Raw genomic sequence first — 12,748 nt, 5'->3', positions numbered from 1 at the left:
ATCAGCTTTTGCCTGCGGAACATATTTCGTGAGCATTCGTTGGATTATGGAGCGTCACATCACACCGCCTTGCTGGGAATCTCATGACACAACGCATCGCCATCGTGGGTAACGGCGTCGCCGGTCTGTCGTTGGCTTATCGCCTTGCCAACAGCGCACCCGCACCGAATGTAGTGATCTACGGACCGGGCGACCTTCAAGGCGCCTATGCAGGCAGTACCGCCGCGCCTGCAATGGTCAATGTCCTCGGTGAGGTCACCACAAGGGTCCGCACCTCCTGGGCCGCGCGTCATATGCTGGAGATCGGTGAGCAGGCGATGCGCTTGTGGCCGGAATTCGTCGAGAGGCTCAATCGCGATCTTGCGCCGCTCGGCGTCCCGCAAGTCAATCTCTACGGCGGAACCTACATACTCAGCCGCCGGGATGTTGAAGACGAGCGGCGCAATCTCCATGCGATATGCGAAACGCTGGCGGAGCGCGGCCACGCTTTCGAGGAAGTAAATCTGAAGAAGCCTTTGCGTCACCGCGTCGTGCGGCAGGATCGTTTCGAGCAGGGAATTTTCGTTCCTGGTGAAATGTTTCTGAATGCCGGCAAGCTGGTGAATGGCCTCCATGCCGCTCTGTCTGCACGTTCGAACGTCACCTTCCGTCTGGTGTTTGTGGAGAAGGTCGATGAACGGCGCGTCGTCCGCGACCGTGAGGGTGGTGAAGAGAGCTATGATGCCGTGGTGCTCGCCAACAGCTTTGGCTTCAACGATCTCACTGAAGGTCTAGGCGTAACAGATGTGCCGTTGATGATCCCGGTCTACGGTATCGGCTCCACCATGCCAGTGACATCCGACGAGCCGTTCACCGTCCGCACGCCGACCTTCGGCGCCAGCTGCGGCGACTATGCGGTCCATTATCCGGGACATCTTTATGTCGGTGCATCCGCCATCGCAAATACGCACCGGGTCGAAGTGACGACGCATCTGCAGCGCAGCCTCGATTTCTACGACCCCGATCTGAATCTCAACGAGCTGCAACTCACGGGGGGCATCCGTGCGATGTCGCAGGACACCTATCCCGTCCTCGGCTCGCTTGTCCCGGGCGTCTGGGCGGCCGCCGGTTTCTACAAAAGCGGGATCACGCTGGCGCCCTATGTCTCCGATCTTCTGGCGCGCGAGCTTCTCGGCGAGGAGCGCATCTACGGCAACCGCTTCCAGCCTTCCCGGCGCACCGAAGAAGAGCCCCCGTCCCTGGACGATCTGGTGGAAACGATCTGGGGCGAAATCGCCGCCAGTGGCACCAGTTCCGGCAGCCGTGCCTCCCTGAACAATTACCGCTGGCTCATCAAGCTTCTGGTGCGCCTCCGCACCCGCAAGGCGATCCGGTCTCTCGACGACGACGTCTACTACAACAGCGACATCATCCAGGCCTGCATCTACGACAGCTCTCTCAGCGAAAAGCTCAACCGCCATCGTCCGCGGCAGGCGGCTTGACAGCAGCCCGGTTTGGTAATATTAAACCAATTAGTTAAGTAACTAGTTGGTTTAATAATGGCCGCCGACCCCCTCAGCAACAAATTCGCTGCTCTCGCCGACCCGACGAGAAGGGCCATTCTCGCTCGCCTCGCACTTGGCGATGCCTCGGTGAAAGAGCTCGCCGAACCATTCGACATGAGCCTCCCGGCCGTTTCGAAGCATCTGAAGGTGCTGGAGCGGGCGGGCCTCATCGCGCGTGGCCGCGAGGCGCAATGGCGTCCCTGCCGGCTCGAGCCTGAGGCGATGAAGGAAGTGGATGCCTGGCTCGAGGAGTATCGACGCGTCTGGGCAGCGCGGCTCGACCGGCTGGAGGCCTTCCTGGCCCGCCCCCAGGAAGAGGCAGTGGCACCCGGCATCCGCAAGCCAAGGAAATAAATCACCGGGCGATGGTCGCATCGTCGCCCGAAGACCGCACCATCTTGGAAGGGCCGTATCATGCAGAAAATTTCCGCCTGCCTGTGGTTCGATACCCAGGCCGAAGAGGCAGTGAACTTCTACACCTCCATCTTCAGAAATTCGAAAAAGGGCAGGGTGCTGCACTACGGCGAAGAAGCGCCCATGAAGGCCGGAACGGTGCTCACCGTCGAATTTGAAATCGAAGGGCAGCAATTCACCGCCCTCAATGGCGGGCCGATCTTCCAGTTCAACGAAGCCGTCTCGTTCATGGTCGACTGCAAATCCCAGGACGAGGTTGACTACTACTGGAACAAGCTTCTGGAAGGCGGTCGGGAGCAGCAATGCGGCTGGCTCAAGGACAAGTTCGGCGTGTCGTGGCAGATCGTCCCCTCGGTCCTCATCGAGATGATGAACGATCCCAACGCTGAGAAAGCACAAAGGGTAACACAGGCGATGTTGCAGATGGTCAAGCTCGATATCGCGAAGCTTGAAGCCGCCTACGCTGCATAAAACACCGGACAAGGAACTGATCGATGAGCACCCCGAAGAATTTTCTCTGGTACGAACTGATGACGTCGGACACCGGCGCCGCCGCCGGCTTCTACTCGCATGTGGTGGGATGGAAAACCGGCGATGGCGGAACCCCGCGCAATCCCTACACGCTCTTCCTCGTCGAGGATCAGGGCATCGGCGGCATGATGGAACTCCCCAAGGAGGCCTGCGATCAAGGCGCGACGCCCGGCTGGGTCGGTTACATCGGCGTGGACGATGTGGACGAGGAAGTGAAAAATGTGCAGCAAGCAGGCGGGCGCCTTCTGCGGGAACCGGATGACGTCCCCGGCATTCTTCGCTTTGCCGTCGTTGCGGATCCGGCGGGTGCCGCTTTCGTCATTTTCAAGGGCGAGGGTGGACCGATGTCACAGCCGGCGCCGGGTACGCAAGGCACGGTCGGTTGGCATGAGCTGAATGGCGGCGATGTCGGCACCGCCTTTGCCTTTTACTCCCGCCTCTTCGGCTGGACGAAGGATCAGGCGATGGATATGGGCAATGGCGAGGTCTATCAGCTCTTCGCCGCAGGCGGCGAGGCCGTCGGCGCAATGATGAAAAGACAGGACAAGAACGCCGGTCCCCATTGGCTTTTTTACTTCTGTGTCGACGACATCGATGCCGCCATGGCGCGCATAGGCGAAAAGGGCGGCTCCGTCACGTCCGGCCCGCATCAGGTGCCCGGCGATGCATGGATCATCCAGGCACTTGACCCGCAGGGCGCATCCTTCGCACTTGTCGGCGCGCGCCGCTGATTTCAGCGAACCAGCAACTCGCCGATCTGCACCGCGTTGAGCGCCGCACCCTTGAGCAACTGGTCGCCCGCGACGAACATCGCGATCGACCGGCCCGAGGGGTCGGAAATATCCTGCCTTATGCGGCCAACGAGAATGTCGTCCTTGCCGGAAGCGTCTTTCGGCATCGGGAAATAATTCGCGCTCACATCGTCGACGATCTTCACACCCGGCGCCTTCGCGAGAATGTCGCGCACTTCCTTCGGCGTGATCGGGTTTTCGCACTCGAAATCGAGCGCTTCGGAATGTGCGCGCAAAACCGGCACGCGCACACAGGTCGCCGTCACGCGGATGTTGTCGTCGCCGAAAATCTTTTTCGTCTCCTTCACCATCTTCAGCTCTTCCTCGTTGTAGCCCGTTTCGGGGTCCACATTGGAATTGTGGCTGAAGACGTTGAAGGGATAGGGATGCGGAATGATCTTCTGCTCGAAGGGCTCGCCCGAGAGAAACGCACGCGTCGCCTGTTCGAGCTCTTCCATCGCCGCCGCGCCCGCGCCTGAGGCCGCCTGATAGGTCGCCGCGACGAGCCGCTTCACGCGGTTCACTTTGTGGATCGGCCAGAGCGGCGTGATCGCGATGATGGTCGAACAGTTCGGATTGGCGATGATGCCGTTGTGGTGAAGCGCCGCTTCCGGATTGATCTCCGGAATGACGAGCGGCACGTTCGGGTCCATGCGGTAGGCCGACGAATTGTCGATCATCACCGCGCCCGCCTCCTTCACTGCCTGTGCGAACTTCCGCGAAATGCCGCCCCCCGCCGAGAAGAAGGCGATGTCGACGCCCTTGAAGCTCGCTTCGGTCAGTTCCTCGACGACGATATCCTTGCCCCGGAATTTCATGGTCTTGCCCGCCGAACGCGCACTGGCAAGGAGCTTCAGCTCCTTCACCGGGAAGTTGCGCTCTTCGAGGCAGCGGATCATCTCGACGCCCACGGCGCCGGTCGCGCCCGCAATGGCGACGACGGGGTTCGGGTTCATGTCTCTCACTCCAGGCCGGGCCGGAAAAGGCCCATAAACAGCGCCGTGCCTATAACAGTGGCTGGGGGATGGAGCAAGAGGTTGGGGGCGGGGCGCGAGGTCGCAACCCCTCAGCGGAGCATTTCGACGATCTCCGAGACGCGCTTGAAAAAGTGCAGTCCCCGCTCGATTTCCTCATCGCTCATATGGTCGATGATCCGCTGCACATAGGCCTCGCCACCGGCGATCATCTTTCTCATATGGGCCTCGCCCTTCGGCGTCAGGATAACGATCTTCTCGCGGCCGGATTTCGGGTCCTCCACCAGCCGCACCAGCTCCAGCGGCGGCTGCGCCATGGCCCGGAGCGCCTTGGTAATAGCCGCGCCAGAGATTTCGAACCAGGTCTCCAGCGACCGTTCGATGGCCTTGCGGTTCATCTCCCGGCCGTTCGCCCCCTCCGAATGGATGAGCCACAGCATCGCCACCTGGTGACGGCTGAGCTGCCCCCCGCGCAACGCATCCTCGACGCCGATGCCGGCCTTGTAATGGATCGGATAGTAATATTCGAGAAAGCGCAGCGCCGCCTGCGGCACCGCTTCCTTGCCCTTGTTTCCCGCCTTTTTCGCCGCCACGCCGCCTCCTTGTTCGCGCGTCGAACGGCGCGAATCTCTCCCGCAGTCTATCGCGCCGGCCTTTTGGGAGGGAGCGCCTAAACTATTTACAAAAGAAACAATTTATGAAATGCATAATCCATGAGGCGCTGGGAGGCGTCCAAAAAGGGGAGGGAGTGAATGCAGGAAATCCGGAAATCCGACCGGGCGGACGATCTCGCGGCGCTTGTGGCGGCTTTGCCCGCAGGCGACACCATCGCCTCGCCTTATGCGCTCTATGACAGGCTCCGGCCCTATGGCCCCGTCTATGGCTACCGCGATTACCCGCCCGGCACCGTGCCGGATGCGGACGAGGCGGTAACGGCCTGGGTGCTTCTGAATTACGACCATGTCTCCGCCGCCGCGCGCGATCACCGCATATTTTCCTCGCGCGATCCGCTGCAGGAGCAGTCCTCAGCGCCGACGCTGATGCTCGTGAACCACGACAATCCCGAGCACGACCGCCTTCGCAGCATCGTCAATCTCGCCTTTTCCCGCCCTCGTATCGAGGCGCTCGATCCCTGGGTGCGCGAAATCGTCGGCGGCATGGTGGCAGGCCTTGGCGATGGCGATACCGAAGTGATGGAGGCGCTCGCCGCCCGCATCCCGGCCCGCATCATGGTCGGCCTGCTGGGTCTCCCCGAGGAAGTGGTAGACCGGTTTCGTCATTGGGCGACGGCCTTCATGCTGTCCGCCGATCTCGATCCCGCCGAACGTGAGGCGAGCAATGCCGAACTGGTCCGCTATTTCACCGAAACCGTGGATAGCCTCTATGGCGCTCTCGAGGCGGGCGATCCCGTTCCGGATGGCCTCATCGCCGCACTCCTGAAGGCGGAAGTCGATGGCGAGCAACTGACCCTCGATGAAGTGATCCGCTTCTGTATCACGCTCGTTGTCGCAGGCTCGGAAACGACAACCTTTCTCCTCGGCAACCTGCTGCACAATCTCGCTGTCATGCCGGACATTCGTGCGCAGCTTGCGGCGAACCGCGCTCTCATCGGTCCCTTCATCGACGAAAGCCTTCGCCATAGCGGTCCGCCGCAACGCCTCTTCCGCATCGCGACGCAGGATGTGGAGGTCGGCGGCGCCAGAATTTCGAAGGGCGATTGGGTGGCGCTCTTCTTCGCCGCCGCCAACCACGATCCCGCCATGTTCCCGGATCCGGAAAAGTTCGACATCTCTAGGCCTAACCTCAACAAGCAGCTCACCTTCGGCGTCGGCATCCACCACTGTCTGGGTTCGGCTCTCGCCCGCATGGAGGGCAGGGCCCTCATCGAGGCGATCCTCGACCGGATGGACGATGTCTCTCTCGGTGCGCTGCCGCCGGTGCCGCAGCGCGCCAGTCTTCTCAATCACGGCTTCGACAGTCTCACGCTCCGCTTCACCGCCCGGGAGGATGAAACGCAATGACAACGACGCAACTCGACGACACCGCGCGCAACATCGCCGTCACCAAGGCTCTCTTCCTCGCCTTCGGCGCAAAGGACATACCGGCTATTTTGGAGTTCCTTCACCCCGAAGCCGTGATCGAGTTTTACGGGCCGACCACCATTCCCTATGCAGGCATCTATCGCGGCAAGGATAAATGCGAGCGCTTCTTCGAGCGGGTGCTCAGTTCCGTCGACATTCATCAGTTCGACGCGGAGGAGTTCATTGCCGAGCGTGACAAGGTCGTGGTGACGGGACATCTGAACCTGACAGCCCGCTCGACAGGCCGCTCCATCGACTCCGATTTCGTGCATGTCATCACCCTGAAAGACCGGAAATGGCTCCGCTTCAGGGATTTCATGAACACATCCGTCGCGGTCGCCGCTTTCTCCTGAGCGCGGTAAGGGCTAGTCTCTCCCGAAACACAACTACCGGGTGGAGAGATGCGGGTAAGAGAGTACATGGCGGCATTGCTGGCGGCGCTCGCGTTCATGGCGCCTGCCGCTCTGCGCGCGGATGCGATAGACGACAACAATTTCTGCTACGCTCAATTCGCGACCGGCAACAATGAGGCCGCCATCGGCTACTGCACGAAGGCGATCGATTCCGGAGAGCTTTCGGAGCCGGACCTCATCTCCGCCCTCATCAATCGCGGCGTCGCCTACAAGAATGTCGGCAATCTCGAAGCCGCCATCGCCGATTACACCGCCGCGCTGCGTATCGCGCCGCGCGATGCGCTCGTCTACCGCAATCGAGCCAACGCATTGCGCGAGATGGGGGACTACGACGCCGCCACCGCCGATATCGAACAATCGATCTCTCTCGATCCGCAAAGTGCCGCCGCGTGGTATGTGCGCGGCGCCATCATGGAGGCGCGCGAAGACAAGGTGTCCGCGCGCAAGTTCTACATGACGGCCTTGGGCCTTGAGCCGGACAACGAGGCGTATAAAGACAAAATTCTGGGACTGGACGCGGAATGAACGCAAAGCTCGATGTCGTCGCCACTGTCAGGGAGGCCTACAAGGGCGCCTGGCAGCATTTCGGTGAAATGCTGCGCCTCATCTGGCTGCCGGGCCTGCTGTATCTCGTATTGTCGGTCGCCAGCGCCTTTGTCGACCGCGGGGAGCAGCTTTTCGTTGCCGTGCTGATCGACTTCATCTCGCTCTTCCTTTGGCCCATCATCGCCGTCGCCTGGCACCGCTTCATCCTGCTGGGCGATGCGCCTGCCGGAAGGTTCAATTTGTCCTTCGGCCGCCGAGAGGCGCGCTTTCTGCTGTTCTCGATATTCCTTGTCCTGCTCTTCATGCCCGGCGGCATCCTTATGGTCATCGCCGTCTCCATGCCGCAGACAATGACGACGTCGCTGTTGAGCTTTTTCGGTCTGCTTTTTCTTTTCGTCTCTCTCTACTTCTTTGTGCGGTTGTCGCTTCTCCTGCCGGCCGTCTCCGTGGACGACCCGGTCAATCCGCGTCTCGTGCTTGAGCGCACACGAGGGAACTTCTGGCGCCTCGCTGCGGTGCTCGTACTAGCGGTCCTGCCGGTCCTCGTCGTCGCGGGCCTCCTCGGCGGCCTCGTCACGCAAGGGCCCGCCGCCGCCATTGCCGCCCTGATCGCGATTGCGCTCGTCTCCATCTTCTTCGCCGTCGTCAACGTGGCGGTCCTCTCCATTGCCTATCGCGAACTGGTCGGGCCGCCCGGTACCCAGGCCCCGGATAGTGGCGACGAGGACTTCTGAGCCCTCTGATTGCGCTCCCGCCCCGTTTTTTGTAGGGTCCGCCTGTAAGGATCAGGAAAGGTGCCGGGAGGCACCTAAGGGCTTGTAACGTAAGCCCTTTTCGTCGCGGCATCCGGCCGCTGTCGCAATTCCCGGACAAAACCCCATCTTTGGGTAAGTGTCCGTGCCACGCGTAAGGGATGATCCGAATGTCTGTACAATCCAAGATCAAGCGCGTCACCGTGCCTGAAATTCGCGCCCGCAAGGGAGCGGAGCCCATCGTCTCCCTCACCGCCTATCACGCGCATACGGCGCGCTACATCGACCCCTATGTCGACTTCCTCCTCGTGGGCGACAGTCTCGGCATGGTCATGTACGGCATGGAGACGACGCTCGGCGTCACCCTCGACATGATGATTGCTCACGGCGCCGCCGTGGTGCGCGGCACCGAGCGCGCGCTGGTCGTGGTCGACATGCCCTTCGGCTCCTACGAGGAAAGCCCCGAAATTGCCTTCCGAAATGCCTGCCGGGTCATCAAGGAAACCGGCTGCACGGCGGTAAAGCTCGAAGGCGGCACCCGCATTGCCGAAACGATCCGTTATCTCACCTTGCGCGGCATCCCCGTCATGGCCCATATCGGCCTCACGCCGCAGAACATCCAGGTCATGGGCGGCTTCAAGACGCAAGGCCGCGAAGAGGGCGAATGGGCCGCCATCGAGGCAGATGCCAAGGCCGTCGCGGAGGCTGGCGCCTTCGCCGTCGTGCTGGAGGGCATGGCCGAGCCGCTCGCCGCCCGCATTACCGGTCAGATCGACATCCCGACCATCGGCATCGGCGCCTCGCCCAATTGCGACGGCCAGATTCTGGTGCTCGAGGACATGCTGGGCCTCTCGCCCCGCCCGGCGAAATTCGTCCGCGAATTCGCCACTCTGGGGGCCCAGATCGCCGGTGCGGCGGAGGCCTATGCCCGCGCCGTCCGCGAGCGCAGCTTCCCGGCGGCGGAACACACCTACAGCATGAAAAAGGCAAAATAGCTCAAGCCGTTGCGGGCTTTTGCCGTCCTGCCGGACGGGTTTGCCTTGTGCCGGTTGCCGGGCTATTTTACGCGGCCTGCAGGGGGCAGGTGCCGGGCGTGGGGCCCTTGTTCCCGCGCCCATTGATTTTCTCCGCGGAGTATTGTTTTGACCGATCTCTTTCGCGAAGTCGAAGAAGACCTTCGCCGCGAACAATTCAGCAAGCTTTGGGATAAGTACGGCGCCTGGCTTATCGGCGCCGTCGTCGCCTTGGTTCTCGTTGTCGCCGCCATTGTCGGCTGGCGCGCCTGGTCCCATTCGCAGCGGGTGGAGGCTTCCGCCCGTTTCGAGGAGACGGTCATAAAGGCTCAGGACGCCGCGCCGGCGGAAGCCGCCGCCGCCTTCGCCGAACTCGCGGAAAGCACCAGCGGCGGTTATGCCGTCCTCGCCCGACTGCACGAAGCGGACAAGCGCCTCGCGGCCGGCGAGCGCGATGTCGCGCTGGCGGTCTACGGCGAAGTGGCAAATGGCGGCGCCCCCGCCATTGTCCGTGGCATGGCCCGGATCAAGGAAGGCCTCCTCCTCGTCGATACCGCAAGCTACGACGATATGAAGGCGCGCATGTCGCCGCTCGTCGACAGCGCCTCGCCCTGGCGTGAAAATGCGCTGGAGCTGCTGGCGCTCGCCGCCATGCGCGACGGCGAATGGGAAGATGCAAACCGGAATGCGGCGGCGATCATCGCAAATCAGGCGACGCCCGCCGGTCTGCGCGACCGTGCTCACGTCATACAGGCCCTCGTCGCGCCGCACCTCTTGGCCGAAGAAGAAGCGCAACCTGCCGAGACAACACAAGAAGCCCCAGCCACAGAGCCCCCGGCCGAGACGGAGTAATCCTGAATGACCACGGAATTCATGCCGGCTGAGAACGCGAAAGCCGGATCGGCAATCGGATCGGCCCTTCGTATCGCACTGCTCGGCCTTGTCGTCATCGGCCTCGCCGGTTGCGACACCGTGGGCAACATGTTCTCGTCCGATGACAACAAGACGGTGCTTCCCGGCAAGCGCCTCTCCGTCATGGAGCTGGGTGCGGCCCTCGAAGTGGACCCGGAAATCGCCGACGAAGCGGTCGTGTTGCCGCAGCCTTACGTCAACGAAGCCTGGCCTCAGCCGGGCGGCACAGCCGACAATGTGATGCACCATCTCGCGGCGCCCGGCTCGCTTCAGCGCATTTGGTCGGTCGATGCCGGTGCCGGCTCCGGCCGCGTCGCGCAGCTCGTTGCGTCGCCGGTCATCGCCGATGGCAAGATTTTCGTTCTCGATGCCGAAACGAATGTCCGCGCTTTCGATCAGGCGACGGGAAAGCGTCTTTGGGCCGCAGAGCTCGTCCCCGATGGGGAAGACGGCAGGGAAGGGCGCGGCGGCGGCGTTGCCTTCGATGGCGGCCGCGTCTTCGTGGTAACCGGCTTCGGCACTGCCTTCGCGCTCGATGCGGCGGCCGGCACGGTGATATGGACCCAGAAGCTGGGCGAGCCCTTCCGCGCCGCGCCGACGGCGAATGGCGGCCGCGTCTTCGCCATCACCTCCGACAATCAGATGATCGCCTTCGCGCAGGAAACCGGCGACGTGCTATGGCGCCATCGCGGCATCGCCGAAAGCGCTGGCATCCTCAGCTCCACCAGCCCCGCCGTTGCAGGCGCAATCGTCATCGCGCCCTATTCGTCGGGCGAGCTGGTCGCGCTGCGCGTGGAAAACGGCAGCCCCGTCTGGAGCGACTCTCTCACCCGCACGGGCAACGTCACCTCGCTGGGTGAGTTGAACGACATCGCCGGCCGTCCGGTCATCGACCGTGGCCGCGTCTTCGCCATCAGCCATTCGGGCCGCATGGTCTCGATCGACCTGCGCACCGGCGAACGCGTCTGGACGCGTGAGATCGGTGGCGTGCAGACGCCGTGGCTCGCGGGCGATTTCATCTTCCTCGTCACGAACAATCAGGAAGTCCTGGCGATTTCCCGTCGCGACGGGCGCATCCGCTGGATCACGCCGCTGCCGCGCTTCGAGGACCCGGAAGACAGGGAAGGGCCGATTGAATGGTCGGGCCCGGTTCTCGTCAGCGATCGCCTGGTGCTCGTCTCGTCGGAAGGAGACGCAGTCTCGATTTCGCCCTATACAGGCGAAATGCTGGGACGCATCGACTTGCCGCGCGGTACGTTGATTGCGCCGGTCGTCGCAAATGAAACGCTCTATATTCTGACGCGCAACGCCGAGCTCGTTGCCCTGAAATAGCGCATACAAAGGCCACACGAAGTGTCATTCAAGGTCGCCATTGTCGGTCGGCCCAATGTCGGCAAGTCCACGCTGTTCAACCGGCTCGTGGGCAAGAAGCTCGCATTGGTGGACGATACGCCGGGCGTAACGCGCGACCGTCGCGAGGGAGAGGCGCGTCTTGGCGACCTGTCCTTCACCATCATAGATACGGCCGGGCTGGAAGAAGCCGCCACAGGCACCCTTGAAGCCCGCATGCGCATCGGTACCGAGCGTGCCATTGCCGATGCGGATCTTTGTCTCCTGCTGATCGATGCACGCGCGGGCGTGACGCCGCTCGACAAGAGCTTCTCGCAAATTCTCCGCAAGTCGCCGACGCCGGTCATCCTAGCCGCCAACAAATGCGAAGGTGGCGCGGGGAAGGCCGGCCGGATGGAGGCTTATGAGCTCGGCCTCGGCGCGCCGCTTCCGCTCTCGGCTGAACATGGCGAAGGGCTCGGCGACCTTTATGACGCGCTCGCCCAATTCGCGAAGGGCCTCGAAGCGGACGATGCCGGACAGGCGGTCGAGGATGCGCTCGCCGAGGAGCAGGATGCCGACGCAGGCTTCGATCCGGACGCGCCCTATGAGCCGGACCTCGAAGCCCCTCTCCGTGTCGCCATCATCGGCCGTCCCAATGTCGGCAAGTCGACCCTCGTCAATCAGCTTCTCGGCGAAGACCGGATGCTCACCGGCCCCGAAGCCGGTATCACCCGCGACAGTATCGGCATCGAATGGGAATGGCGCGGCCGCCGCGTCAAGCTCTGGGATACTGCCGGCATGCGGCGCCGCGCCCGCGTTACCGAAAAGCTCGAAAAGCTTTCGGTGGCGGACACACTCCGCGCCGTCCGCTTCGCCGAGGTCGTCGTCATCCTTCTTGACGCAACGCAGCCTTTCGAGCGGCAGGACCTCCATATCGCCGATCTCGTGGAGCAGGAAGGCCGCGGCCTCCTGATCGTCGTCAACAAATGGGACATGGTCGCGGAGCCGCAGGAAGTGCTTCGTGTGCTGAAGGAAGAGCTGGAGCGTCTTCTGCCGCAGATACGTGGCGTTCCCATCGTCACGCTGTCGGCGCTGACGGGCAGGGGAACGGACAAGCTCATGCCCGCCATCGAGCGTGTGCATACCTTCTGGAATGCGCGCGTCCCGACAGCGCGGCTCAATCGCTGGATGCAGGAAGCCGTTTCCCGCCACCAGCCGCCCGCCGCGCATGGCCGCCCGGTCAATCTGAAATATATATCTCAGGTGAAGTCGCGCCCGCCCACCTTCGCCGTCTTCTCCAGCCGCGCAGACGACGTGCCGACCTCCTATCGGCGCTATCTGGTGAACGGCCTGCGCGAAACTTTCGATCTGCCGGGTGTTCCCATACGCCTCTTTATGCGCAAAACGCACAATCCCTACGCAGACCGGAAAAAGCGGTCCTGAAC

14 protein-coding genes are annotated in these 12,748 nt (G+C 62.5%); 12 read left to right on the top strand and 2 right to left on the bottom strand.

Features of this window, described 5'->3' with window-relative positions; genetic code table 11:
• The first annotated feature begins 83 nt into the window (after window positions 1-83).
• Genes PLAV_RS17795 through PLAV_RS17780 form a run of 4 tightly spaced genes read left to right on the top strand, consistent with a single transcriptional unit; the run spans window position 84 to window position 3,220 of the window.
• Window positions 84-1,481 carry an NAD(P)/FAD-dependent oxidoreductase gene (locus PLAV_RS17795; RefSeq protein WP_012112417.1) on the top strand — a complete coding sequence of 466 codons (1,398 nt, stop codon included), beginning with the start codon at window positions 84-86 and terminating at the stop codon, window positions 1,479-1,481.
• 57 nt (window positions 1,482-1,538) lie between these two features.
• Complete coding sequence (locus PLAV_RS17790) at window positions 1,539-1,898, top strand: ArsR/SmtB family transcription factor (RefSeq protein WP_012112416.1); 360 nt, start codon at window positions 1,539-1,541, stop codon at window positions 1,896-1,898.
• A 60-nt stretch (window positions 1,899-1,958) separates the two neighbouring features.
• The gene (locus PLAV_RS17785) at window positions 1,959-2,429 is read left to right on the top strand and encodes a VOC family protein (RefSeq protein WP_012112415.1); all 471 of its coding nucleotides are present in this window, start codon (window positions 1,959-1,961) and stop codon (window positions 2,427-2,429) included.
• Between the two features lie 23 nt (window positions 2,430-2,452).
• The gene (locus tag PLAV_RS17780) at window positions 2,453-3,220 is read left to right on the top strand and encodes a VOC family protein (protein WP_012112414.1); all 768 of its coding nucleotides are present in this window, start codon (window positions 2,453-2,455) and stop codon (window positions 3,218-3,220) included.
• Between the two features lie 2 nt (window positions 3,221-3,222).
• Here the strand turns inward: PLAV_RS17780 and PLAV_RS17775 are convergent, their stop codons facing one another.
• Both PLAV_RS17775 and PLAV_RS17770 read right to left on the bottom strand, forming a co-directional pair.
• Window positions 3,223-4,236: an aspartate-semialdehyde dehydrogenase gene (locus tag PLAV_RS17775; RefSeq protein ID WP_012112413.1), complete on the bottom strand. Its 1,014-nt coding sequence runs from the start codon at window positions 4,234-4,236 to the stop codon at window positions 3,223-3,225.
• Between the two features lie 110 nt (window positions 4,237-4,346).
• Window positions 4,347-4,847, bottom strand: coding sequence for a MarR family winged helix-turn-helix transcriptional regulator (locus tag PLAV_RS17770; RefSeq protein ID WP_012112412.1), 501 nt, complete (start codon window positions 4,845-4,847; stop codon window positions 4,347-4,349).
• A 159-nt stretch (window positions 4,848-5,006) separates the two neighbouring features.
• On the opposite strand from PLAV_RS17770, the gene PLAV_RS17765 reads away from it, so the two are divergent.
• The 8 genes from PLAV_RS17765 (at window position 5,007) to der (ending at window position 12,746) form a co-directional block, all read left to right on the top strand.
• The gene (locus PLAV_RS17765) at window positions 5,007-6,275 is read left to right on the top strand and encodes a cytochrome P450 (RefSeq protein WP_012112411.1); all 1,269 of its coding nucleotides are present in this window, start codon (window positions 5,007-5,009) and stop codon (window positions 6,273-6,275) included.
• Complete coding sequence (locus PLAV_RS17760; RefSeq protein WP_012112410.1) at window positions 6,272-6,688, top strand: nuclear transport factor 2 family protein; 417 nt, start codon at window positions 6,272-6,274, stop codon at window positions 6,686-6,688. The genes PLAV_RS17765 and PLAV_RS17760 overlap by 4 nt, the downstream gene beginning before the upstream one ends.
• 66 nt (window positions 6,689-6,754) lie before the next feature.
• Window positions 6,755-7,273, top strand: coding sequence for a tetratricopeptide repeat protein (locus PLAV_RS19140; RefSeq protein WP_049767829.1), 519 nt, complete (start codon window positions 6,755-6,757; stop codon window positions 7,271-7,273).
• Window positions 7,270-8,028, top strand: coding sequence for a hypothetical protein (locus PLAV_RS17750; RefSeq protein ID WP_012112408.1), 759 nt, complete (start codon window positions 7,270-7,272; stop codon window positions 8,026-8,028). Before PLAV_RS19140 ends, PLAV_RS17750 begins: the two co-directional genes overlap by 4 nt.
• Window positions 8,029-8,216: 188 nt before the next feature.
• Window positions 8,217-9,041, top strand: a complete 825-nt coding sequence (panB, locus tag PLAV_RS17745; protein ID WP_012112407.1) for a 3-methyl-2-oxobutanoate hydroxymethyltransferase — start codon at window positions 8,217-8,219, stop codon at window positions 9,039-9,041.
• Window positions 9,042-9,188: 147 nt separating this feature from the next.
• The gene (locus PLAV_RS17740) at window positions 9,189-9,911 is read left to right on the top strand and encodes a tetratricopeptide repeat protein (protein ID WP_012112406.1); all 723 of its coding nucleotides are present in this window, start codon (window positions 9,189-9,191) and stop codon (window positions 9,909-9,911) included.
• A 6-nt stretch (window positions 9,912-9,917) separates the two neighbouring features.
• Window positions 9,918-11,303 carry a PQQ-like beta-propeller repeat protein gene (locus PLAV_RS17735; RefSeq protein WP_012112405.1) on the top strand — a complete coding sequence of 462 codons (1,386 nt, stop codon included), beginning with the start codon at window positions 9,918-9,920 and terminating at the stop codon, window positions 11,301-11,303.
• Between the two features lie 21 nt (window positions 11,304-11,324).
• Window positions 11,325-12,746 carry a ribosome biogenesis GTPase Der gene (gene der / locus PLAV_RS17730; protein WP_012112404.1) on the top strand — a complete coding sequence of 474 codons (1,422 nt, stop codon included), beginning with the start codon at window positions 11,325-11,327 and terminating at the stop codon, window positions 12,744-12,746.
• Window positions 12,747-12,748 lie beyond the last annotated feature (2 nt).

It is taken from the genome of Parvibaculum lavamentivorans DS-1 (assembly GCF_000017565.1).
Lineage (GTDB): Bacteria > Pseudomonadota > Alphaproteobacteria > Parvibaculales > Parvibaculaceae > Parvibaculum > Parvibaculum lavamentivorans.
This window is presented reverse-complemented; position numbering and strand designations above follow the sequence as displayed.

Coding starts and splice junctions, on each gene's coding strand:
- PLAV_RS17760 (WP_012112410.1), top strand. CDS start 6,272: ATGACAACGACGCAACTCGACGACACCGCGCGCAACATCGCCGTCACC.
- PLAV_RS17780 (WP_012112414.1), top strand. CDS start 2,453: ATGAGCACCCCGAAGAATTTTCTCTGGTACGAACTGATGACGTCGGAC.
- PLAV_RS19140 (WP_049767829.1), top strand. CDS start 6,755: ATGGCGGCATTGCTGGCGGCGCTCGCGTTCATGGCGCCTGCCGCTCTG.
- PLAV_RS17775 (WP_012112413.1), bottom strand. CDS start 4,236: ATGAACCCGAACCCCGTCGTCGCCATTGCGGGCGCGACCGGCGCCGTG.
- panB (WP_012112407.1), top strand. CDS start 8,217: ATGTCTGTACAATCCAAGATCAAGCGCGTCACCGTGCCTGAAATTCGC.
- PLAV_RS17795 (WP_012112417.1), top strand. CDS start 84: ATGACACAACGCATCGCCATCGTGGGTAACGGCGTCGCCGGTCTGTCG.
- PLAV_RS17790 (WP_012112416.1), top strand. CDS start 1,539: ATGGCCGCCGACCCCCTCAGCAACAAATTCGCTGCTCTCGCCGACCCG.
- PLAV_RS17785 (WP_012112415.1), top strand. CDS start 1,959: ATGCAGAAAATTTCCGCCTGCCTGTGGTTCGATACCCAGGCCGAAGAG.
- PLAV_RS17735 (WP_012112405.1), top strand. CDS start 9,918: ATGACCACGGAATTCATGCCGGCTGAGAACGCGAAAGCCGGATCGGCA.
- PLAV_RS17750 (WP_012112408.1), top strand. CDS start 7,270: ATGAACGCAAAGCTCGATGTCGTCGCCACTGTCAGGGAGGCCTACAAG.
- PLAV_RS17765 (WP_012112411.1), top strand. CDS start 5,007: ATGCAGGAAATCCGGAAATCCGACCGGGCGGACGATCTCGCGGCGCTT.